The organism is Nocardiopsis flavescens (assembly GCF_900141985.1).
GTDB lineage: Bacteria > Actinomycetota > Actinomycetes > Streptosporangiales > Streptosporangiaceae > Nocardiopsis > Nocardiopsis flavescens.
Map to the genome: position 1 here is coordinate 22,257 of NZ_FQZK01000018.1, position 20,567 is coordinate 42,823.

The following is a 20,567-nucleotide window of genomic DNA, read 5'->3' on the forward strand; positions in this document are numbered from 1 at the left end:
CGGATCGCGCCGGCCAGCCGAAGTCCTCGGCCGCCGCCCGGCCGCCCCTCAGTCGCGCCGGAACGTCATGGTGGTGCGGCCCAGGCTGATCCTGGTGCCGTCCACCAGGCGGGCCTGGCGCACCTGCTGGCCGTTCACGAAGGTCCCGTTGGTGGAACCCTTGTCGACGAGGATGGCCTCGTCGCCGTCCAGGCGGATCTCCACGTGGTGGCGGGAGACGCCGTTGTCCACCAGGCGCAGGTCGCAGTCGGTGCCGCGGCCCAGGAGCGTGACCGGGGTGGTCAGCTCGAAGGACTGCTGCATCCCGTGGCTGGCGATGCTGCCCTCGGCGGTCGCGCCGCCGGGGGAGATCAGCAGGCGGGGGCGGCCAGCCTGGCGCTGCGTCCCGGGGGCGGCGTCGCCCACCGGGGTGCGGACCTCGCCCTCCTTGCTGACCATCGTGCCGCGCACCACGCCGGAGCGGATGCGGAAGCGGCCGGTCTTGAGGCCCTCGTCGGACCTGAAGTGGACCCGGACCGGGCCGACGAAGGAATAGCCCTGCTCCGTCGCGTAGTCGCGGGCGAGCTTGGAGAGCTCCTGGCCCAGGCTGTCCGCGTAGACCTCCAGGCGCTCCTTGTCGCTGGCCGCCAGCTCGACGATGAAGTCGTTGGGGACCAGGGTGCGGCCCTGGGCGACGATCGCCGCGCGCTCGTCCATCTCCCGCTGGACCGCGCTCGCCACCTCGACCGGTTGCAACTCGGACTTGAAGGCCATCGCGAAGGTGCCTTCGATCATGCCCTCAAGCCTGCGCTCGAAGCGCTGGAGCACTCCCACGAGCTACCTCCCCTTGTACTCCACATCCGTATGTGTAGACGATCGTAACCGGGCGATGGTGCCCCTGGTTTCATACGTACCCCCGCAAGAGGGGCGTCCGGGGCCCTCGAAGGGGCTCCGGGAAACGATGTGCGACCCGTGCTCGGAGCGTGCTAGCCTTATCCATGTCGCCAGGGAAAACGGGACGAAAAGCCCGGACCACCTGGCAACACAACTGAATGCATGTCACTCGGGCGGGTGGCGGAACGGTAGACGCGCACGGTTCAGGTCCGTGTGTCCGAAAGGATGTGAGGGTTCAAATCCCTCCTCGCCCACAAGATACCCGGTGGAGATCGTAAGACGATCGTCACCGGGTTCTGCTTTGTCCGGAAACCGCCGGTCGGACCGCTCCCGGAGCCCGGTGGCCGTTCCCGGCCACGGGCGGTGCCCGCCTCCACCGGACACCCTCTCCCCTCTCCGCCGTGCCTTCTCCCTTCCTTCCCGTGCGCGCGCCCTCCCACGCCCTCAGCGGCCGGGACCGCCGTGCGCGGCGACCTGCCCGTCCACCGGGTCCAGCCGCACCGAGGCGGTCAGGCGGCGGGTGTGGTCGACGGTCCGGGCGGGACCCCTCAGGTCCACGGTGAAGGTGTGACGCAGGTCCTCCGCCGACGCCGCCAGTGACAGCTCCAGCAGTCCCGGGTCGACCGCGCGGACGCCGTCCGGGCCGGTGTAGGAGGACTGGTCGGCGTGGACGGTGAAGTCGACGGCGCGCGCCTCCCCCGGCTCCAGGTCGATCCGCGCGTACCCCACCAGGCGCCGCACCGGCAGGGCCACCCGCGCCACCGGGTCGTGCAGGTACACCTGGACCACCTCGGATCCGGGCAGGTGGCCGGTGTTGCGGACGGTGCAGCCCACGGTCACCTCTCCGTCCGTGGGGACGGGCACCGGGGAGCCGTCGGCGGGACGGCCGCCCGCCCGCGGGTCCTCCCAGGAGAAGCAGGTGTAGGACAGGCCGTGGCCGAAGGGGTGCCGCGGGGTCGGGTCCACCGAGCTGACCTCGCTGCGCCGGGCCAGGGGGGCGCCCAGGTAGGTGGCGGGCTGGCCGCCGGGGGAGCGCGGGACGGAGAGCGGCAGCCGTCCCCCCGGGTCGACGCGGCCGGACAGCACCCCGGCGATGGCGGAGGCGCCCTCCTCCCCGGGCATGAACGCCTGCACGACCGCGGCCGAGGCGTCGGCGACCGCGTCCAGGGCGTAGGGCCGGCCGGTGACCAGCACGGCGACGACGGGGGTCCCGGTGGCCACGAGGGCCTCCCACAGCTCCTGCTGGACGCCCGGCAGGCGCAGGTCCTCGGCGTCGCAGCCCTCGCCGGAGGTGCCGCGGCCGAACAGGTCGGAGCGGTCGCCGAGCACCACCACGCACACCTCGGCCCCCCGGGCGGCGGCCACGGCGGCGCCGAACCCGTTGGTTTCGGCGCCGTCCACGGTGCACCCCGGCTCGTGGACGATCCGGGTGGCGGGAAGCTCGTCGCGCAGCGCCTCGTACACGGTGGGGACCCGCACGCCCAGTGCGGTCCCGGGGTGGCTGCGCCCCACGTGGGCGGGGAAGGTGTAGCAGCCGAACATGGCGTCGGGGGTGTCGGCGAGCGGGCCGACCAGCGCCAGCGTGCGCGGGGCGGCCAGCGGCAGGGCCTCGCGCGGGTTGTCGAGCAGGACGATGGAGCGCTCGGCCAAGGTGCGGGCGAGAGCGCGGTGCGCGGCGGGGTCGAGGTCGACGGGGGAGCCGTCCGGGTCGGGCGACCAGCCGGGGTCCAGCATGCCCAGGGCGCACTTGTGCAGCAGCACGCGGCGGGCGGCGCGCTCCAGCGGGGCGGCGTCCAGCTCCCCGGAGCGGACCAGGGCGGTGAGCCGGTCGCCGTAGCAGTGCGGGTCGGGCAGCTCGACGTCCACGCCGGCCTCCAGGGCGAGGACCCCCGCCCGGCCGGGGTCGGCGGCCACCCGCTGGAGCGTGTGCAGGAAGGTGACGCCGAAGTAGTCGGAGACGACGGTGCCCTCGAACCCCCACCGGTCGCGCAGCAGCTCCGTGAGCAGTCCGCGGTCGGCGGCGGCGGGGACGCCGTCGTTGTCGTTGTAGGCGTGCATGACGGAGCGGGCGCCCTCGCGCACGGCGGCCTCGAACGGGGGGAGGACGACGTCGGCGAGCTCGCGGGGGCCGATGGAGACCGGGGCGTGGTTGCGCCCGGCCCGGGAGGCGGAGTACCCGGCGAAGTGCTTGAGGGTGGCGATCACCCCGGCGGACTGGAGTCCCCGCACGTAGGCGGCGCCGATGGTGGACACCAGGTAGGGGTCCTCGCCGATGGTCTCCTCGACGCGGCCCCAGCGCAGGTCGCGGGCGACGTCGAGGACGGGGGCCAGCCCCTGGTGGACGCCGAGCAGGCGCATGGTCTCGCCGATGTTCGCGGCCATGCGCTCGACGAGGCCGGGGTCGAAGGCGGCGCCCCAGGCGGGCGGGACCGGGTGGATGGTGGCCCGCCAGGCGGCGAGGCCGGTCAGGCACTCCTCGTGGGCGATGGCGGGGATGCCGAACCGGTTGGCGGCCATGACCGCGCGCTGGCTGAGGGCGAGGGAGGCCCGGCCCGCGTCCGGCTCCACCGGGGCGGTGCCGAAGGGGCGGGTGAGCTGTCCCAGGCCGTTCTCGATGACCTCCTCCCAGGCCAGGGGCTCGCGGGAGGGGTCGTGCTGGTGCGGGGCGACCGGGGCGCCGGAGGCGTCGGCGCTCACCCAGACGCCGTTGAGCTGGGCGGCCTTCTCCTCCAGGGTCATGGCGGCGAGCAGGTGGTCGACCCGCTCTCCGTCGGACAGGGAGGTGTCCCGCCAGGCGCCGTCCAGGGGTTCGGGGGGTGGGGTCATCGGAGGCTGCCCTTTCCGCGGTACAGAAACTTTCGGAAGTTTTATCGAAACCAATGGAACGAGAATGTACGTTCGGTGGGCAGTCGGGTCAAGGAGAGAAGAGAGGTGAATCACAGGCGGAGGGTGAAGCTGGAGAAAAATACCTGTTCATCACGGTATGTGTGGCATGGTCCCCGAAGCTGTGCCGCGAGCGAGTACCGAAATTTTCGAAACCCCCTGGCGGCAGGGGTGCCCGACCGGTCGGAACCGGGCGGATGCCACACTGCGGGCGTGGGAATCACCGAACGCCTTCACGAGATCGGGCGGCCGATGGTCGCCGAACAGCTCGCGCACCCGACCGTCGCGGGCATCGCCCGCGGCGACCTCGACGACCGCGCCTTCCGCTACTGGCTGGAGCAGGACCACCTCTACCTGCTCGACTACGCCCGTGCCTTCTCCCGGCTCGCCTGGCAGGCCCCCGACGGCCACCTCGCCGACCTGGTGGGCATCGCGCACAGCACCCTCACGGAGGAGCTCGCACTGCACCGCTCCCTGTCCGGGGAGTTCGGCGCCGACCTCACCACCCGCGAGAAGGGCCCGGCCTGCGCCGCCTACACCGCCTGGATCGTGGAGGCCGCCGCCGACTACCGCGACGGCCTCGCCGCCGTCTACCCCTGCATGTGGGGCTACAACCGGCTGGGGATCGCCCTGGCGGCCGACCGGCCGGACGAGCCGCGCTACCGCCGCTGGGTGGACACCTACGCCGATCCCGGCTTCACCGCGCTCACCGAGAGGTACGGGCGGATGCTGGAGGAGGCCGGCCCCGACCCGGAGCGCGCCGAGCGGTTCTTCCGCGAGGGGATGCGCCACGAACTCGCCTTCTGGGACACGCCCTTCACGGGGTAGCCGCCCCTCCCGGGCCCGGGACACGCGGCGGGGGCGCGGGCCGTCGGGCCCGCGCCCCCGCGCGGTCTTTCAGGAGCGCCCGGTCAGGGGGTGATCACCGCCCCCGCCTCGGCGAAGCGCTCGATCTCGCAGCCGTTGCGCTTGTTGAACTCGGTGTCGATCTCGGTGTCCCCGATGCGGCCGGTCACCCGGACCACCTCGGGGCCGCCGACCTGCATCGTGCACATCATGTCGGTGGTGTCGAGCAGGAACGGTTCGGTCCCGACCTCCGCGATCCGGGCGCAGGCCGCCTCCGGGTCGGGGTGGTCGCCGCCCGCGGGGTCGCAGGTGAGCGTCCACGTCCCCTCCTCGAAGCCGGATTCGGGGGTCAGGCCCTCGTCGTCGTCGAGGGAGCGCTCGATGGTCAGTTCGGTGGTGGAGTCGCCGCCGGGCGCCTCCCCGGGGGATTCGGTACCCTCCTCCGCGGAGGGGGCGTCCTGGTCGGGGGCTGAGGAACTGGATTCGTCGGATCCGGGTGCCGGGGCACCCACCTCGGTGGGCTCGTTGCCGCAGGCCGTCAGGAGCAGGCCGAGGGCTGCGAGCGCGGCGAGGCGGGTCGGCAGGGCCGTCGCGAAGGTGTGCTGAGCCATGACGCTTGGACGCCGCCGCGTCACACACGGTTCCCTCCGCCCGAGAATTCTCCGGAGGACTCCGGAGGAAACGGATCTACATGGGGGTCATGGATGTTCGCCAACGTTCCCGAGGTCAACGCCACCGAGGTTCCCGCGGACGGGTACCTGCTCGACGTGCGCGAGAACGACGAGTGGGCCGCGGGCCACGCCCCCGCGGCCGTGCACATCCCGCTCGGGGAGCTCAACGCCCGTGCCGGGGAGGTCCCGCGGGACCGCGAGGTGTACGTGGTCTGCCGGGCCGGCGGGCGCTCGGGCCAGGCCGTCGCCGCCCTCAACAACGCCGGGTGGACGACGGTCAACGTCGCGGGCGGCATGCAGTCCTGGCACGGCGCCGGACTGGACATGGCGGCCGACACGGACGCGGAGCCGAGGGTGATCTGAGTCGCATCAGGCCCGGAATGCGATCGGATTGCCGAAAGGCCTGCCCCGCGGTGCCCCCGGGTGGCACTATGACGTCGTGAGTTCCGAGCGCGCGCCCCTCAGCGCCGCAGCCGTTCTGGCCTCCTCGGCGGACGCGGTCGTCGGTCTCGACAGCGATCTCCGGGTGTTCCTGTGGAACCCGGCGGCCGAACGCCTGTTCGGCTGGCGGGCCCGCGAGGTGCTCGGCGCCGCGCTGCCGATCGTCCCCGCCGAGTTGAAGGCCGAACACGGCGCGGTGCTCGAACAGGTGCGCTCCGGGCCGGCCCTCACCATCCACACCCGCCGCATGCGCAACGACGGCACCCCGGTCGACGTGCGGATCAGCACCGCCGCCCTGCCCGGGGACGGCGATGCGCACGCCGGCTGGGTGCTCACCCTCTACCCCACGGACAGCGAGGAGCTGGCGCACGCCGCCGCCATGGAGCGCGCCCGCCTGGTGCGCCGCCTCACCGACGTCGTCGTCGACATCAACGCCGACCTGAGCCTGCAGTCGGTCCTCGACCGCATCTCCAGCGCCATCACCGAGCTGACCGGGGCGGACGCCGGGGGCTTCGTCCTGCTCAACGAGGACCGGGTGGAGCTGGTGAGCATCACCCGGCTCTCCCACGAGCTCCAGGGCTACAGCGCCCCGCTGGAGACCAGCCTGTTCGGCGAGCTGCTGCGCAGCGGCAAGTCCGTGCTGCTCGCCAACGAGGACACCCGCGGCCTCCAGGACCTGGTCTGGGCCGACCTGCCGGGGCTGCACACCATCGCCCTGTGCGTGTCCAACGTGCACGGCCGCCCCTACGGGGCCCTGTACGCGCTCTACAGCCAGCGCCGGGTCGGCCACGTCGAACTCGAACTCCTGGAGCTGCTGGCCGCCCACGCGGGGGTGGCCATCGGCAACGCCATGGCCTACGAGGAGCTCAACCACCAGCGGGTGCACGAGAAGGCGGTCGCCGACTCCAGCGCCGACGGCATCGCCGTGCTGGACTTCGGCGGCCGGGTCCGCAAGTGGAACCGCTCGGCCGTGGAGCTCACCGGCTACCCGGCCGAGGTGGTGGAGGGCCGCCACCCGCCGTTCCCGATCCCCGCCTGCCACGGCCGCCCCGTCAAGCACCGGCTCAAGGACGGGCGCTGGCTGGAGATCCTCATGGCGCGGATCCCCCGCACCCACGAATGGGTGGTCGACTTCCGCGACATCACCGCCCAGAAGGCCATGGAGGACGAGCGCGAGGCGTTCCTGGCCACCACCGGCCACGAGCTGCGCACCCCCATCACCGCCATCCACGGGTTCGCGACCACGCTGATCCGCAAGTGGTCGCGGATGAGCTCGCAGGCCCAGCGGGAGGCGGTGGGCAACATCGTCGACCGGTCCACGGCGCTGACGCTGTTGGTCGAGCGGCTCAGCCTGGGCTCCGACGCCTCCCGCGGCGAGCTGGACGTCAACCCCGTGCCGTTCGAGCTGGCCCGGGTGCTGCGCCAGGCCGTGATGACCTTCAAGTCCCTGTCGGACCGGCACGACGTGGTGCTGAGCGCCACCGACGACCTGCCCACGGTCTTCGCCGACCCGCTGGCCACCGGCATCATCATGGACCAGCTGCTGGACAACTCCATCAAGTTCTCCCCCGAGGGCGGCACGGTCCACGTCACGGTGGCGGTGGAGGGCGACTCCCTCGCCGTCTCCGTGGACGACGACGGCCCCGGGCTGCGGCCCGGCGACGAGGAGCGGGTGTTCGACCGCTTCTTCCAGGGCGGGGTGCGCGGCGACCGCCGGCGCTTCGGCGGCCTGGGGCTGGGGTTGTACATCGTGCGCAAGCTCGCCCAGGACCAGGGCGGGGACGTCACGGCGCGCAGGCTGGAGCGCGGCACCCGCATGTGCTTCACCCTGCCCCTGCACCGGGGCGGGGACGCCGGCCCCGGCGGGGGCGGGGGCGGCGGGTCGGTCGTCGAACCGCCCGGGGTGGCCGCGGTCCGGGTCGGGGTGACCGGGCGGAGCACGCCCCAGGGGCCACCCGCGCCCCAGGAGACACCGAAAATCTCAGCAGGCCCCGATCCCCTGCCACGGCAGCGATCCACGCGCCCCAGGGCCGGGCGGTCCCGCTGATTCACCCGGGCGTTGGTTTCCGTTCGAGGTGATCGGGGCATTTCCACCCCTGGCGGAATTCGCCGTCACACAACGGGCGGGTTCCGGACCGCACGAGAGCACGAACGCGCAGGGACGAAAGCCGTGGCAGGAGATCACACCCCGTTCGACACCGGGGACGACCCGAGCAAGGTCGAACGGCACGTCACCCTCCCCTACGTCCCCACCAGTGTCATGGACGCGCGCCGCCGCCTGAGCGACGACCTGCGCGCCGTGGGCGTGGCCGAGGGCCGCATCGACGAGGCCGTTCTCATCATCAGCGAACTGGTCAGCAACGCGCTGCGCCACGCCAGCCCCCTGCCCACCCCCGCCAACCCGGCCAACAGCGTCGGTGTCGCCTGGCGGGCCGAGGTGGACGCCGCCCCCGGCGGCTGGCTGGAGATCTCCGTCCGCGACGGCGGCTCCACCACCATGCCCCGGGTGGCCGACCCGGGCGCCTCCGGACTGGGCGGGCGCGGACTGGGGATCGTCCAGCACCTCGCCGGGCGCTGGGGCACCGAGATGGACGCGACCACCACCACCGTCTGGGCCGTGCTGGACCTGCCCCCCGAGGCGGCGGGCCCCGCCGCACAGGGCGAGGGCGCCGCGTCCGACCCGGCCGCCCCCGCCGGCCGCCCGCCCGGCCGGGCCCGCGACCCGCGCGGCGGCGGCCCCGTGGTGTCCCTGCCCTTCACCCTCCACGACGGGGGGCGCGCCCGCGGCGCACTGCTCTGACCTGCGAGGCACCGGCCCGTCGCCCGGTCCCCGGGGGGATCGTGACCGATGTCGCGAAACACCGTCAACGAGGTGGCCCGGTCCGGACCGGGCCGCTACAGTCACGACTGTGGAGTTGAAGATATCGAGCCGATCTCAAGATGACCTCGCGGTGGTAACCGTCGGAGGCGAGATCGACCTGTACACGGCACCCCGGTTGCGCGACGAGCTGATCACGGCCCTGGACGAGGGGGCCCGCCGGCTGGTCATCGACATGTCGTCGACCGAGTTCTGCGACTCGACCGGCATCAGCGTCCTGCTCTCGGCGATGAAGCGCTCCCGGGACAAGGGCGGCGACCTCGAACTGGTGGCGCCCAGGCAGGCGGTCAGGAAGGTCCTCGAAGTCACCGGCCTGCACGAGGTGTTCGTCATCCACCCCGACACCGACGCCCTGCCGGTGGCCGCGGGGACCGGAACCGCCCCCTAGGGCCCCGATGGCACCGAGGAGGGGTGACGGGCCCGAGGCGGCGGGGATCGCCGTGGTGATCGCCGCCAAGGACGAGGAGGCGCGGGTCGGCCGCACCGTGGCCGCGGCCCGCGCGCTGCCCGGGGTGGACCTGATCGTCGTCGTCGACGACGGGTCGGCGGACCGCACCTCGGAGGTGGCCCTGGAGGCCGGGGCCCGGGTGCTCCGGCACAGCCGCAACCGGGGCAAGGGCGCCGCGATGGAGACGGGTGCCGAGGGCGTCCGGCTCATCGAGGAGCACGAGGAGGGCGCCGACGGGATCCGCCCGGCCCGGCACCTGCTGTTCCTCGACGCGGACCTGGAGTCGACCGCCGCCGGCGCCGCCCCCCTGCTGGAGCCGGTCGCCGAGGGCAAGGCCGACATGGCCATCGCGCTGTTCCCGGCCACCCGGCTGCGCCTGGGGGGCCAGGGGTTCGTGGTGCGCCTGGCCCGCGGCGGCGTGCGCCGGGCGACCGGCTGGGAGCCGGAGCAGCCCCTCAACGGGCAGCGCTGCATCACCCGCGCCGCGTTCGAGGCCGCGCGCCCGCTGGCCCCGGGGTTCGGGGTGGAGACCGGCCTGACCATCGACGTGCTCAGGGCCGGGCTGCGGGTGGTCGAGGTGGAGGTGCCGCTGGAGCACCGGGCCACCGGCACCGACCTGCGCGCCCAGCTGCACCGCGCGCACCAGTTCGTGGACGTGCTGCGGGCGCTCACCACCCGCGAGCTGCGCCCCACCGTGCGCCGCGCCCTGTCCGGCGCCCGAGACAGGGCGCCGGGCCGCCGCCGAGGCTAATTCCTGGGTCGGGTAGAGCACGTTCCCGGCAAAAATCGCCGATAGTGACACCACGGGTGCTCTCGGTGTCGCTACGCTCACACAATGTTCACCATGATCCTGGCCGTCACGGGCGTGCTCACGGGTCTGGGCGGACTCGCCCTGGGCGGGTACGCGCTGGCCAGGGCCCGCGACATCGACGCCGACACCCGTGTCCTCGCCCAGCGCGCCGCCGCCTCCGCACAGGTCGGCGCCGCCGATCCGCTCGCCGTGCGCGACATGGCGGTGCTCCACTACGACGCCCTGGAGGAGATGTCCGGGGCGCGCTCCTTCTCCCTCGCCCTGCTCAACGGCGACGGCGACGGGGTGGTCCTCACGTCCATCAACGGCCGCACCGAGTCGCGCACCTACGCCAAGGCGGTGGTGCGCGGCGAGTCCGGGACCCTGCTCAGCCCCGAGGAGTACCGCGTCGTGCGGGCCGCCCGGCTGGGCGAGGGGATCGGCACGACCGTGCGCGCGCCGAGGGTCAGCGGACCGGTGGTCGCCGGGGACGCCGAGGTCCCGGTCACCGTCGTCCCCGACCCGCAGGCCCCGCCGGCCGGCCCGGGGCCGCGGCCCGAGCGGGAGGAGCCGGCCGGGCCGTCCGGGACGGTGTGGGTGCCGGAGATCGGCCCGGAGGAGCCGGAGGAGCCGGAGGAGGCGGTGCTGGCCGCGGACTCCGGCGCCGCCCGGACCCGGCTGCGGACCCCGCCCCGCACGGCGCCCGCGCCGCGCGGCGGAGCGGAGTGACCGCCCCAGCCTCCCGGCGGCGTATAGCCTGAACACCATGCCTGACCGTTACGCCTACCTCGGCCCCGAGGGCACCTTCACCGAGGCCGCCCTGCGGGCCCTGCGCCCCGACGCGACCGACACCGCGCGCATCCCCTGCGAGGGGGTCGCCGCGGTCTTCGACGCCGTCCGCACCGGGGCGGTCGAGGGCGGCGTCGTACCGCTGGAGAACTCGGTGGAGGGCGGTGTCACCTCCACCATCGCCGAGCTCATCGGCGGCGAGCCCCTGGCCATCACCGGCGAGACCGCCGTCCCGGTGGAGTTCGCGCTGTTCGCCCGGCCCGGTGTCACGCTGAACGACGTCAAGACGGTGGCCACCCACCCGCACGCCCTGGCCCAGTGCCGGGGCTGGCTGGCCCGGCACCTGCCCGACGCGGAGACGCACACCGTCTCCTCCACGGCCGCCGCCGCCCGCGCCGTGTCCGAGCCCGGGGCGTCCTACGACGCCGCGATCTGCGCCGTCATCGCGGGGGAGCGCTACGGGCTGCGCGCGCTGGCGACCGGGGTGGGCGACCGCGCCGACGCCGCCACCCGGTTCATCTACCTCTCCCGTCCCGGGCGCCCGCCCGCGCCGACGGGGGCCGACCTGACGTCGGTGGTCGCGTTCATCGCCGACGACCACCCGGGCGCGCTCATCGAGGTCCTCACCCAGTTCGCGGTGCGCGGGGTCAACCTGACCCGGCTGGAGTCGCGGCCCACCGGCGACAAGCTGGGCAGCTACTGCTTCTGCATCGACGCCGAGGGGCACGTCGCCGACGCCCGTGTGGGCGAGGCGCTCATGGGGCTGCGCCGGGTCTGCCGCGACGTGCGCTTCCTGGGCAGCTACCCGCGCAGCGGCCGGGCCACCGAGCTCGACCCGCCGCTGAGCCCCCGGCCCGCCACCGAGGCCGACTACGCCGAGTCGGAGCGGTGGCTGGCCCGCATCCGCTCCGGCGGCGTCGACTGACCCGGGCGGCGCCGCGCAGCCGAGACCGGACCCGGGCTCAGGTGTCCGGTCCGCCTTCTTGCCCCTCCCCGGCCTCGAACACCCACTCCTCCGCCGCCGCCCGGCGCAGCTCCAGGTAGAGCGCCAGCCGCAGCGCCGTGTCGCGGGGCCTTTCGGTGTCCAGCGCCTCCAACGCGGCGCTCAGCTCCTCGGTGGTCATCTCGCGCAACGGTTTCACTGCCGTCCCCTCCCCGGAAGCCGGTGATGTCTCGTCGTGATGACGCGGTGACAGCGCGTTCATGACGCGAACCGGGAAAAGATGTCGGCGCGGGCGGGACCGGGCGGTAACCTGCAAGACGTGATCGACCTTCGCGCTCTCCGAGAAGACCCCGACCGACTCCGCGCCTCGCAGCTGGCCCGCGGGGAGGACCCCTCCGTCGCCGACCGGCTGCTCGGACTCGACTCCGAGCGGCGCTCCGCGCTCACCCGCTTCGAGACCCTGCGGTCCGAGCAGAAGAGCATGGGCAAGTCGGTCTCCAAGGCGTCCCCGGAGGAGCGCGAGACCCTCCTGGTCCGGGCCAAGGCGCTGGCCGCCGACGTCAAGGCCGCCGAGGCCGAGGCCGACCGCCTCGCCGCCGAGCTCGACCGGGCCGTGGCCGGCGTGCCCAACCTCGTGGAGGAGGGCGCCCCCGAGGGCGGCGTGGACGACTTCAAGGTCATCGAGACCGTCGGCGTTCCGCGCACCTTCGACTTCACCCCGCGCGACCACCTGGAGCTGGGCGAGAAGCTCGGAGCCATCGACATGGAGCGCGGCGCCAAGGTGTCCGGCGCGCGCTTCTACTTCCTCACCGGGGTCGGCGCCCAGCTGGAGCTGGCGCTGCTCAACATGGCCATGAACCAGGCCGTCGCCGCCGGGTTCACCCCGATGATCCCGCCCGTGCTGGTCAAGCCCGAGACCATGGAGGGCACCGGCTTCCTGGGCTCCCACGCGGACGAGGTGTACCGGCTGCCCGCCGACGACCTCTACCTCGTGGGCACCTCCGAGGTGCCGCTGGCGGGGTACCACGCCGGCGAGATCCTGCCCGCCGACGCACTGCCCAACCGGTACATCGGATGGTCGCCGTGCTTCCGCCGGGAGGCCGGCTCCTACGGCAAGGACACCCGCGGCATCATCCGGGTGCACCAGTTCAACAAGGTGGAGATGTTCGTCTACACCCACCCCGACGACGCCCACGAGGAGCACCTGCGGCTGCTCGCCTGGGAGCGGGAGATGCTCGACAAGCTGGAGCTGCCCTACAGGGTCGTCGACATCGCCGCGGGCGACCTGGGCACCAGCGCCGCCCGCAAGTACGACTGCGAGGCGTGGGTCCCCACCCAGGAGACCTACCGCGAGCTGACCTCCACCTCCAACTGCACCGAGTTCCAGGCCCGCCGCCTCAACGTGCGCTTCCGGGGGGAGGACGGCAAGCCGCGCTTCGCCGCCACCCTCAACGGCACGCTGGGCACCACCCGGTGGATCGTCGCGATCCTGGAGAACCACCAGCGGGAGGACGGCTCGGTCGTGGTCCCCGAGGCGCTGCGCCCCTACCTGGGCCGCGACGTCCTGGAGCCGGTCGGCTAGGGCGGCCCGGACCGCGCCCGGCGGGCCGCCGGGCCCGCGCGAGAACACGAGGAGCCCGTCCCCGAGGATGAGGGGGCGGGCTCCTGCGCGTGCGGGGCGGTGTGCTCCGGTGCGCCTACAGGTAGGGGCCGGAGACGTTGTCCTCGCGGCCCGGGACCTGGCCCGGCTGGGCCTGGAGTCCCGCGACGCCCGGGGGCAGGGCCTTGCGCATGTTCTCCAGCTGGGCGCGGGCCGCCATCTGCTGGGCGAACAGGGTGGTCTGGATGCCGTGGAAGAGGCCCTCCAGCCAGCCCACCAGCTGGGCCTGCGCGATGCGCAGCTCGGCCTCGCTGGGGGCGCTGCCGTCGGCGAACGGCAGGGTGAGGCGGTCCAGCTCGTCTATCAGCTCCGGCGCCAGCCCGTCCTCCAGCTCCTTGATGGAGGAGGTGTGGATCTCCTTGAGGCGGGTGCGGCTCGCCTCGTCGAGCGGAGCGGCCTTGACCTCCTCCAGGAGCTGGCGGATCATGCTGCCGATCCGCATCACCTTGGCGGGCTGCTCCACCATGTCCGCGAGGGTGCGGGGCTCCTCGCTCCCCTCCCCGTCCCCGTGCTGGTCCACTCCCACGACCAGGACCTGGGGCTGCTCGTTCGGATCGTCCGTAGTGCTCATATGTCCCCTTACCGAATGTCGTCGACCGCGCCCGTCAGCGGGTGAGCAGGATCTTGCCGGTGTGCGCGCTCGATTCCATGACGTCGTGCGCCTCCGCCGCGTTCCGCATCGGCAGGACGCGGTCCACGACGGGGCGGATGGCTCCTTGTTCTACCAACGGCCATACCTGCTCCAGTACTCCCGCGACGATGGCCGACTTCTCGGCCGGGGGGCGCGCGCGGAGGGTCGTGGCGTGGACGGAGAGGCGCTTGGCGAGCATACGGCCCAGGTCGGCCTCGCCGGAGCGGCCGCCCATCAGCCCGATGATCACCAGGCGGCCGCCGGTGGCCAGGGAGCGCAGGTTGGCGTCCAGGTAGGAGCCGCCGATGATGTCGAGGACCAGGTCGGCGCCCCCGGCCTCGCGCATCCGGGCGGCGAAGTCCTCGGTGCGGTAGTCGATGGTGATCTCCGCCCCCAGCTCCCGGCAGGCGGCCAGCTTCTCCGCGCTGCCCGCGGTGACGGCCACCCGGGCGCCCAGGGCGCGGGCGAACTGGATGGCGAAGGTGCCGATGCCGCTGCCGCCGCCGTGCAGCAGCACGGTGTCGCCCCGGCCCAGGCCGCCCACCATCACCAGGTTCGACCACACCGTGCAGGCGACCTCGGGCAGGGCCGCCGCCTCGGCCAGGCCAACCCCGGCGGGGACCGGCAGCAGTTGGCCGACCGGCACGGCGACCTTCTCGGCGTAGCCGCCGCCGGACAGCAGGGCGCAGACCCGGTCGCCCACCGCCCAGCCCGAGCCCCCGGTGCCCGGCCCCAGCTCCAGGACCGTGCCCGAGCACTCCAGCCCCGGGTACTCGGACGCCCCCGGCGGCGGCGGATAGGCGCCCTGGCGCTGGGCGACGTCGGCGCGGTTGACCGCGGTGGCGGCCACCTCGACGAGGACCTCCCCTTCGCCGGGAACGGGATCGGGGACCTGTGACCAGGCCAGGACCTCGGGTCCGCCCGGTTCGGTGATACGGATCGCGTGCATGGGACCGACCGTATCCCCCCGCGGGGGGACGGACTTCGAAGAGGATCGTGTTCGGGGGGCGAGAAGGGATGCATCGGCGGGCCGCCGCGGGTAAGAGTGAACCCAGGGAGCGACCCCCGCTCCCCGGCGGGGTACCCCTCTCTCCGCAGTACACCCCCTTCACGCAGGAGAACTCGGTGTCACACCAGGATCAGAACGGGACGGGCGCGGCCTCCGAGGGCCAGGAGCCGGACGCGACCCCGTGGCTGAGCGCGCAGGACGGACCCGGGGAGGCCGGGGCCGCCGTCACCGACCTCGCCTCGCGCGTGCCGGCCGCCCCCTCGCCCCGGGAGCAGTGGTTCGGCGGCGACGCGCCACCGCCGCCGCCCTATGCCTCCCCCATCCCGCTGGACACCCCGATGACCCCGGCCGCTCCCCCGGCCCCCGCGCCCCCCGGGGCGGCGGACACCGGCGACGCGGACGACGGGGAGCCGGAGGAGGACGGGCCCACCGGTGCGCGCGCCGACGCCGACGCCGGCAACGGCGCCGAGGACGGCGGGGACGAGGGCCCCGGTGCCGAGGACGGTGACGACGGCGAGGACGAGGTGAGCCCGGACACCGTCCGGCTGCTGCCGAGGCCGCTGCGGTTGCGCGAGCGCCCCGGCCGCCCGGCGCGCCGCCCGGGACGGCCGGAGGCCGAGGGGGAGGCCGACCCCCTGGCCCCCCGCGACCTGCGCCGCGACGCCGACGTCCCCGAACCCGAGCAGCTGCCGCCGCTGGAGCCGGGGACCGCCTCCGAGGAGGAGCCGCCCGCGCCGACCGAGCCGTCCGCCCCGAGGACGCCGCCGCGGCCCCCGGCCGCGTGGGCCCCCGCGGAGCCCGCGCCGGCCCTCCCGCGGTCCGGGCCGCCGCCGGCACCGCAGACCCCGTCGACACCGATGGTCCCGCCGGTCCCGCAGACCCCGGGGGTGAGCGGCGAACGGCAGACCTCCGACTCCCTCAACGCCGCCACCCTGGTCCGCAACCGGCACCAGGGCCCCACCGGCGGCTGGCGGCGCGCCGTGCACACCGCCACCCTGGGGCTGGTCAACCCCGGCGAGTCCCCCAAGGTGCTGCGCCGGCGCGAACTCGTCGCCCGCGCCTGCACCCCCGTCGCGACCGGCCACCACCGGGTCGCCGTCCTCAGCCTCAAGGGCGGGGTCGGCAAGACCACCACCACGGTCGCCCTGGGCGCCACGCTGGCCTCCCTGCGCGGCGACCGGGTGCTGGCCGTGGACGCCAACCCCGACCGGGGGACCCTCTCCGACAAGGTGCGGCTGGAGACCGCCGCGACCATCCGCGACCTCCTCAACGAGCGCCACCTCGTGGCCCGCTACGCCGACATCCGCGGGTTCACCTCCCAGGCGCCCAGCCGCCTGGAGATCCTCGCCTCCGACCGCGACCCCGCCGTGTCGGAGGCCTTCGGCGACGAGGACTACCGGGAGGTCGCCCGGATCGTCGAGCACTTCTACTCCATCTGCATCACCGACTGCGGCACCGGCCTCCTGCACGCCGCCATGCGCGGCGTCCTGGGCCTGGCCGACCAGATCGTCCTGGTGAGTTCCGCGTCCGTGGACGGCGCGCGCAGCGCCAGTGCCACCCTCGACTGGCTGGAGGCGCACGGACACGAGGGGCTGGTGCGCGACGCGGTGGTCGTGTTGTCCATGGTGCGCTCCGACAGCAAGAGCAGCGTCGACCTAGACCGGCTGGAGGGCCACTTCGCCTCCCGCTGCCGCACCGTGGTCCGCGTGCCCTGGGACGGCCACCTGGAGGAGGGCGCCGAGGTGGACCTCGAACGGCTCGCCCCCGCCACCCGCGACGCCTACCTGAGGCTCGCCGCCACCGTCGGGGAGGGGTTCGGCCGCCACCGGTGACGGATTCCGCGCCGACGGCCCCTCGCGGACAATGGACGGCGGCGAGAGGGGGCCGAGGATGAACGAAAGGGAGATCCCGCCGGCGGTGGTCGCGGGGGTGGACGGCTCGTCCGGTGCCCGCGCCGCGCTGGTGTGGGCGGTCGAGGCGGCCGCCCGCCGCCGGGTCCCGCTGCGCATCGTGCACGGGACGGGCCCGGCCGCCGGCGATGGCGACAGGCTGCGCGCCGCCCACGGGCTGCTCACCGAGAGCGCCGGGTACGCCCGCCGGGCCCGCCCCGACATCGAGGTGGTCACCGTCCTGGCCGCCGAGCACGCCCCCGCCGTCCTGCTGGGGGAGGCCCGCGCCGGGGACGTCATCGCGGTGGGCTCGCGGGGGCTGGGCCCGGTGCGCGCCCTCCTGCTCGGCTCCGCGGCCGTGCGCGCCTCCGCCCACGCGCCCTGCCCGGCGGTGGTCGTCCCCGACACCGGGCCCCGCGGGTACCGGGGACGCGTCGTGGTCGGGGTGGACGGCTCGCCGCCCTCCCGGCGCGCCCTGCGCTTCGCCCTCCGGGAGGCGCTGGCCACCGGCGCCTCGGTGACCGTGGTCCACGCCCGCGGCGCCGGCGCCCCGGCCGCCGGGACGGCGTCCGGCCGGGGGCCCGGCGACCTCGTGGCCGGGGAACTCGCCGAGGCCGTCGACGGGCGCACCGCGCACCTGGACGTCGAGGCCGTGCGCGTCGAGGGGGACCCCGTGCAGGCGCTCCTGGAGGCCGGAGCGGACGCCGACATGATCGTCGTCGGCTCGCGCGGGCGCGGCGGGGTGCACGGACTGGTCCTGGGTTCGGTCGGCCAGGGGGTGCTGAACCGCGCCGGAGTCCCGGTGGCCGTCCTGCCCCCGCGCGCCGGTGAGACCGGCGCGGGGCCGGCGGGGCCCGGAAACCGTGCCCGAAGGTCCCCGGACCGGTGGCCTTGAGCCCTGTGCCGCTCACCGCACCATGGGGTGTACTCGGTGATGATGGGTGCCTGAAGGGGGTTGTCACATGGTGAACGAGGACCGCACACCGCGCGTGGTGGTGGGCATCGACGGATCGGACAACGGGCAGGCGGCCCTGGAGTGGGCGGCGGCCGAGGCGGAGCGCCGGGGGGTGCCGCTGCGGATCGTGCACGCCCTGGGCATGCCGCTGATCGTGTCCGCGTACGGCGGCCCGGCCAGGTTCGAGCCGACCGAGGAGATCCGGGGGCAGGCCACCGAGGTCCTGCGGAACGCGGTGGAGCACGTGGGCAGGGCGCGGCCGGGGGTGGGGACCGAGACCGTCACCGCCCTGGAGGAGGCGCCGCTGGCCCTGCTGCGCCAGTGCCACCCGCACGACCTGCTGGTGGTGGGAACCCGGGGGATGGGCACCGTCAAGGCGGTGTTCGTCGGCTCGGTGAGCGTTCGGGTGGCCGCCCAGGCGCCCTGCCCGGTCGTGGTGGTGCCCTCGCACGGGGGCGCGCCCGCGACCACGGGGCTGAAGCGGATCGTCGTCGGCGTCGACGGCTCCCGCAACGGACGCCGCGCCCTGGGCCTGGCGGTGTCCCTGGCCGCCGAGGCCGAGGGCGAACTGGTCGTGGTGCACAGCTGGGAGGTGCCCTACCCCTACGACCCCGTCGCGATGACCGCGGCCGGCTACCAGCCCCAGGAGGACCTGTTCGAGAAGCAGTCCGAGGAGCTGGTCGCCGAACTCCTCGCGGAGGCCATTGACGAGCAGCGCGACGACGTGGACGTCGACGTCACGGTGGTGCGCACCCGGAACGGGCCGGTGAACGCTGTCCTAGAGGCCGCCGAGGGCGCCGACGCGATCGTCGTCGGCTCGCGCGGACGCGGCACCGTGCGCGGGCTGCTGCTGGGCTCGGTCAGCCAGGGGGTGCTGCACCACTCCGCGATCCCGGTGGTGGTGCTGCCCCGGCACGCGGACGAGGACTGACCGGCCCCCCGGCGGGCCCGCGCGGGCCCGCCGGGGGCGGTGCCCCCGGCTCACGCGGCGGGCGGTGCTCCGGGACGGCCCCCGGAAGCGGCACGGCCGCCGACGCCGGAGGCCACCGCGGGCGGCGCCCCGTGCCGCCCGGCCCCCGGGTTCACCGGGCGTCGTACTCCAGGCAGAACGGGTGTCCGGCGGGGTCCGCGTACACCCGGAACCACACCCGGCCGCCCTCCTCCTCCGTGCGCAGCAGCGCCGCGCCCAGCTCCAGCACCCGTGCCTGCGCCGTGTCGATGTCCTCCACCCACACGTCCAGGTGCGCCTGCTGCGGCCGTTCGGGGTCCGGCCACGCGGCCGCCCGGTGCCCCTCCACCCTCTGGAACGCGAGCACCGGCCACTCCCGGGGGTCGCCGACGGTCACCCAGTCCTCTTCCCGCTCGGTCACGGGCCGGCCCAGCAGCTCCGCGTAGAACCCCGCCAGCGCCTCGGGTTCGGGGCAGTCGTAGACAAACGTGTGCAGTCGTCCGATCATGCCCGCAGCCTGCCACGCGCCCCCGGCCCTGTCGACGTTCCGGCCGCTCGGGACGGGGCGTCGGGGGGCCGGGGACGGTACGGTGTCGGCCGGCGCTCCCACCGGGGACGGCCGTGTCCCCGCCCGCGTGCCCTGGCCGGCGGCGCACGGCCCGGCTCGCCGGAGGAGGCCCCGACCGCAGGCCGGGCGGGCCGTCGGGGGAGGCCCCGGAGCGCCGCCCACCACGCGCGGGACCGGACCGGCAGGTCCCGGCCGGGACCGCGGGATCCGGTGGCCGCCGAGCGTGGCCGTTGTCGAGCGCGGGCGGGCCCCGTTCTCCCCGCGGCTCCGGAGAGCCTGCGGGCGGCGGGGGACCGGCCGGGGAAACCGCGGCCCTCAGCGGAACCGGTACCCGTCCTCGGCGGAGGCTTCACCCATGAGCAGGTCGGGGGACACGCGGACGGCCATGTACGGGCGCACCAGGGACTCCGCCCCGGCGTCGTCGTACCCGTCCGGGAGCGGGGCCGGGCGCGGGCGGGGCACCGCGGGCAGCGCGGGGACGGGCCGGGCGGGCGCCGCCTCCAGGGCGGGCCGCACCGGCGGTGCCTCCAGCGCCGCGCGGAGCCTGCGGTCCTTCGGCCCGTCGATGACGCGCGCCACCGGGCTCAGCACCCAGGCCAGCGCCGAGGCGCACAGCCACCACAGCCGTGACACCGGTGACCTGCGCGGCCTGCGGTGGCGTCCGTTCCCGTCCCTGCCCATGGTTCAGCTCCAGTCATGTGTTCAAAGTTGCTCAGATCTTGTGAAGAGGTCCCGAAGAAGGAGACAGCGGTTCCGCCGTGCGCGCCGCCCGGGCGGGGCGGTCGCGGCGAGCGGGGGTCAGGGCATGGCGTCGACGGCCAGGAGCGCGGAGACCCGCGCGTCCTCGTAGGCGACCACCGCGGCGTTGACGGCGCCCATCAGCGCCGCGTCCTCCAGCGCCTGGGCCCGGCCGTCGCCGGTCTCGCCCCTCCAGCGGCGCAGGTGCTCGGCCGCGGCGGCGAGCGCCTCGCGCAGTGCCGCGGCGTCGATCCCGCCCTCCCGAGACCGGCTCGCGTCCGAGAACGCCTCGGTGCGGGCGCGCCGGGTCGTGGTCGGGACGGGGTACTGGTGCGCGGGGATCATGGCTGCTGCTCCTCAGGAGGGGCGGACGGGTGGTCGGTGCCCGCGTCGGCTGCGCGGTACGGGGGCCTCTTCGGGAGGGCCGCCGTGGACGCCCCCGAGTCCACGGCGGCCGGGGCCGGAACCCGGTTCCGGCGCGGGCCCGGGACGCCCGGCGCACTCGGTGGACCGAACGGCTCCTGTGACCCGCCCGGTGATGATGGCACATCTGGTCAAGATTGTGCAAGGCGAAGGTGCGCATTGGTCAATAGTGCCCGGTGTGTT

At 74.7% G+C, this 20,567-nt stretch carries 21 protein-coding genes and 1 tRNA gene; 13 read left to right on the forward strand and 9 right to left on the reverse strand.

From position 1 onward, the window contains the following. Window positions 1–48: 48 nt before the first annotated feature. Window positions 49–813, reverse strand: coding sequence for an FhaA domain-containing protein (locus tag BUE45_RS23530; RefSeq protein WP_449406665.1), 765 nt, complete (start codon window positions 811–813; stop codon window positions 49–51). A gap of 231 nt (window positions 814–1,044) precedes the next feature. On the opposite strand from BUE45_RS23530, the gene BUE45_RS23535 reads away from it, so the two are divergent. Continuing rightward, a tRNA-Leu gene (locus BUE45_RS23535) sits at window positions 1,045–1,127 on the forward strand. 190 nt (window positions 1,128–1,317) lie between these two features. Here the strand turns inward: BUE45_RS23535 and BUE45_RS23540 are convergent. Then, complete coding sequence (locus BUE45_RS23540) at window positions 1,318–3,699, reverse strand: beta-xylosidase/alpha-l-arabinosidase (protein ID WP_073381747.1); 2,382 nt, start codon at window positions 3,697–3,699, stop codon at window positions 1,318–1,320. Between the two features lie 270 nt (window positions 3,700–3,969). Here BUE45_RS23540 and BUE45_RS23545 point away from each other — a divergent pair, with 270 nt between their 5' ends. Further along, window positions 3,970–4,584 carry a TenA family protein gene (locus BUE45_RS23545; RefSeq protein ID WP_073381748.1) on the forward strand — a complete coding sequence of 205 codons (615 nt, stop codon included), beginning with the start codon at window positions 3,970–3,972 and terminating at the stop codon, window positions 4,582–4,584. 83 nt (window positions 4,585–4,667) lie between these two features. Here the strand turns inward: BUE45_RS23545 and BUE45_RS23550 are convergent, their stop codons facing one another. After that, the gene (locus tag BUE45_RS23550; RefSeq protein WP_073381750.1) at window positions 4,668–5,213 is read right to left on the reverse strand and encodes an SSI family serine proteinase inhibitor; all 546 of its coding nucleotides are present in this window, start codon (window positions 5,211–5,213) and stop codon (window positions 4,668–4,670) included. A 93-nt stretch (window positions 5,214–5,306) separates the two neighbouring features. On the opposite strand from BUE45_RS23550, the gene BUE45_RS23555 reads away from it, so the two are divergent. From BUE45_RS23555 to pheA, 7 genes are all read left to right on the forward strand, one after another. Beyond that, a complete protein-coding gene (locus tag BUE45_RS23555) occupies window positions 5,307–5,636 on the forward strand; it encodes a rhodanese-like domain-containing protein (protein WP_073381752.1) in 330 nt (109 codons plus the stop codon). Window positions 5,637–5,712: 76 nt separating this feature from the next. Next, complete coding sequence (locus tag BUE45_RS23560) at window positions 5,713–7,761, forward strand: sensor histidine kinase (protein ID WP_073381753.1); 2,049 nt, start codon at window positions 5,713–5,715, stop codon at window positions 7,759–7,761. 123 nt (window positions 7,762–7,884) lie between these two features. Then, window positions 7,885–8,514, forward strand: a complete 630-nt coding sequence (locus tag BUE45_RS23565) for an ATP-binding protein (RefSeq protein ID WP_073381755.1) — start codon at window positions 7,885–7,887, stop codon at window positions 8,512–8,514. A gap of 109 nt (window positions 8,515–8,623) precedes the next feature. Beyond that, window positions 8,624–8,980, forward strand: a complete 357-nt coding sequence (locus BUE45_RS23570; protein ID WP_178378629.1) for an STAS domain-containing protein — start codon at window positions 8,624–8,626, stop codon at window positions 8,978–8,980. A gap of 7 nt (window positions 8,981–8,987) precedes the next feature. Next, entirely contained in the window at window positions 8,988–9,791 is an 804-nt protein-coding gene (locus BUE45_RS23575) for a glycosyltransferase family 2 protein (protein ID WP_073381756.1), read from the forward strand. A gap of 84 nt (window positions 9,792–9,875) precedes the next feature. Next, on the forward strand, window positions 9,876–10,559 hold the full coding sequence (locus BUE45_RS31415; protein WP_084737727.1) for a DUF4446 family protein: 684 nt from the start codon (window positions 9,876–9,878) through the stop codon (window positions 10,557–10,559). A 37-nt stretch (window positions 10,560–10,596) separates the two neighbouring features. Further along, window positions 10,597–11,544 (forward strand): prephenate dehydratase, encoded by a 948-nt coding sequence (gene pheA / locus BUE45_RS23585; protein ID WP_073381758.1) that lies wholly within the window; start codon window positions 10,597–10,599, stop codon window positions 11,542–11,544. A gap of 37 nt (window positions 11,545–11,581) precedes the next feature. Here pheA and BUE45_RS23590 read toward each other — a convergent pair whose 3' ends face one another. Next, on the reverse strand, window positions 11,582–11,761 hold the full coding sequence (locus BUE45_RS23590; RefSeq protein ID WP_073381760.1) for a hypothetical protein: 180 nt from the start codon (window positions 11,759–11,761) through the stop codon (window positions 11,582–11,584). 120 nt (window positions 11,762–11,881) lie between these two features. On the opposite strand from BUE45_RS23590, the gene serS reads away from it, so the two are divergent. Next, a complete protein-coding gene (gene serS / locus BUE45_RS23595; RefSeq protein WP_073381761.1) occupies window positions 11,882–13,144 on the forward strand; it encodes a serine--tRNA ligase in 1,263 nt (420 codons plus the stop codon). Between the two features lie 115 nt (window positions 13,145–13,259). Here serS and BUE45_RS23600 read toward each other — a convergent pair whose 3' ends face one another. Both BUE45_RS23600 and BUE45_RS23605 read right to left on the reverse strand, forming a co-directional pair. Further along, on the reverse strand, window positions 13,260–13,793 hold the full coding sequence (locus BUE45_RS23600) for a bacterial proteasome activator family protein (protein WP_073381763.1): 534 nt from the start codon (window positions 13,791–13,793) through the stop codon (window positions 13,260–13,262). Between the two features lie 34 nt (window positions 13,794–13,827). Next, on the reverse strand, window positions 13,828–14,802 hold the full coding sequence (locus tag BUE45_RS23605) for an NAD(P)H-quinone oxidoreductase (RefSeq protein ID WP_073381764.1): 975 nt from the start codon (window positions 14,800–14,802) through the stop codon (window positions 13,828–13,830). 176 nt (window positions 14,803–14,978) lie between these two features. Here BUE45_RS23605 and BUE45_RS23610 point away from each other — a divergent pair, with 176 nt between their 5' ends. From BUE45_RS23610 to BUE45_RS23620, 3 genes are all read left to right on the forward strand, one after another. Continuing rightward, window positions 14,979–16,694 carry a MinD/ParA family ATP-binding protein gene (locus BUE45_RS23610; protein ID WP_073381766.1) on the forward strand — a complete coding sequence of 572 codons (1,716 nt, stop codon included), beginning with the start codon at window positions 14,979–14,981 and terminating at the stop codon, window positions 16,692–16,694. 58 nt (window positions 16,695–16,752) lie between these two features. Next, complete coding sequence (locus BUE45_RS23615; protein ID WP_073381767.1) at window positions 16,753–17,646, forward strand: universal stress protein; 894 nt, start codon at window positions 16,753–16,755, stop codon at window positions 17,644–17,646. 67 nt (window positions 17,647–17,713) lie between these two features. Continuing rightward, entirely contained in the window at window positions 17,714–18,637 is a 924-nt protein-coding gene (locus BUE45_RS23620; protein WP_178378630.1) for a universal stress protein, read from the forward strand. 151 nt (window positions 18,638–18,788) lie between these two features. On the opposite strand, the gene BUE45_RS23625 is transcribed toward BUE45_RS23620, so the two are convergent. The 3 genes from BUE45_RS23625 to BUE45_RS23635 form a co-directional block, all read right to left on the reverse strand. Beyond that, on the reverse strand, window positions 18,789–19,163 hold the full coding sequence (locus BUE45_RS23625) for a VOC family protein (protein ID WP_073381769.1): 375 nt from the start codon (window positions 19,161–19,163) through the stop codon (window positions 18,789–18,791). Between the two features lie 375 nt (window positions 19,164–19,538). Further along, window positions 19,539–19,904 (reverse strand): hypothetical protein, encoded by a 366-nt coding sequence (locus tag BUE45_RS23630; protein ID WP_143173457.1) that lies wholly within the window; start codon window positions 19,902–19,904, stop codon window positions 19,539–19,541. A gap of 117 nt (window positions 19,905–20,021) precedes the next feature. After that, window positions 20,022–20,306 carry a hypothetical protein gene (locus BUE45_RS23635; protein ID WP_073381771.1) on the reverse strand — a complete coding sequence of 95 codons (285 nt, stop codon included), beginning with the start codon at window positions 20,304–20,306 and terminating at the stop codon, window positions 20,022–20,024. Window positions 20,307–20,567: the final 261 nt, after the last annotated feature.

Excerpts from the sequence above, each read along its gene's own strand:
- BUE45_RS23600 (WP_073381763.1), bottom strand. The coding sequence starts at position 13,793 with ATGAGCACTACGGACGATCCGAACGAGCAGCCCCAGGTCCTGGTCGTG.
- BUE45_RS23625 (WP_073381769.1), bottom strand. The coding sequence starts at position 19,163 with ATGATCGGACGACTGCACACGTTTGTCTACGACTGCCCCGAACCCGAG.
- BUE45_RS23540 (WP_073381747.1), bottom strand. The coding sequence starts at position 3,699 with ATGACCCCACCCCCCGAACCCCTGGACGGCGCCTGGCGGGACACCTCC.
- BUE45_RS23550 (WP_073381750.1), bottom strand. The coding sequence starts at position 5,213 with ATGGCTCAGCACACCTTCGCGACGGCCCTGCCGACCCGCCTCGCCGCG.
- BUE45_RS23615 (WP_073381767.1), top strand. The coding sequence starts at position 16,753 with ATGAACGAAAGGGAGATCCCGCCGGCGGTGGTCGCGGGGGTGGACGGC.
- BUE45_RS23605 (WP_073381764.1), bottom strand. The coding sequence starts at position 14,802 with ATGCACGCGATCCGTATCACCGAACCGGGCGGACCCGAGGTCCTGGCC.
- BUE45_RS31415 (WP_084737727.1), top strand. The coding sequence starts at position 9,876 with ATGTTCACCATGATCCTGGCCGTCACGGGCGTGCTCACGGGTCTGGGC.
- pheA (WP_073381758.1), top strand. The coding sequence starts at position 10,597 with ATGCCTGACCGTTACGCCTACCTCGGCCCCGAGGGCACCTTCACCGAG.
- BUE45_RS23555 (WP_073381752.1), top strand. The coding sequence starts at position 5,307 with ATGTTCGCCAACGTTCCCGAGGTCAACGCCACCGAGGTTCCCGCGGAC.
- BUE45_RS23635 (WP_073381771.1), bottom strand. The coding sequence starts at position 20,306 with ATGATCCCCGCGCACCAGTACCCCGTCCCGACCACGACCCGGCGCGCC.
- BUE45_RS23575 (WP_073381756.1), top strand. The coding sequence starts at position 8,988 with ATGGCACCGAGGAGGGGTGACGGGCCCGAGGCGGCGGGGATCGCCGTG.
- BUE45_RS23630 (WP_143173457.1), bottom strand. The coding sequence starts at position 19,904 with ATGGGCAGGGACGGGAACGGACGCCACCGCAGGCCGCGCAGGTCACCG.
- BUE45_RS23620 (WP_178378630.1), top strand. The coding sequence starts at position 17,714 with ATGGTGAACGAGGACCGCACACCGCGCGTGGTGGTGGGCATCGACGGA.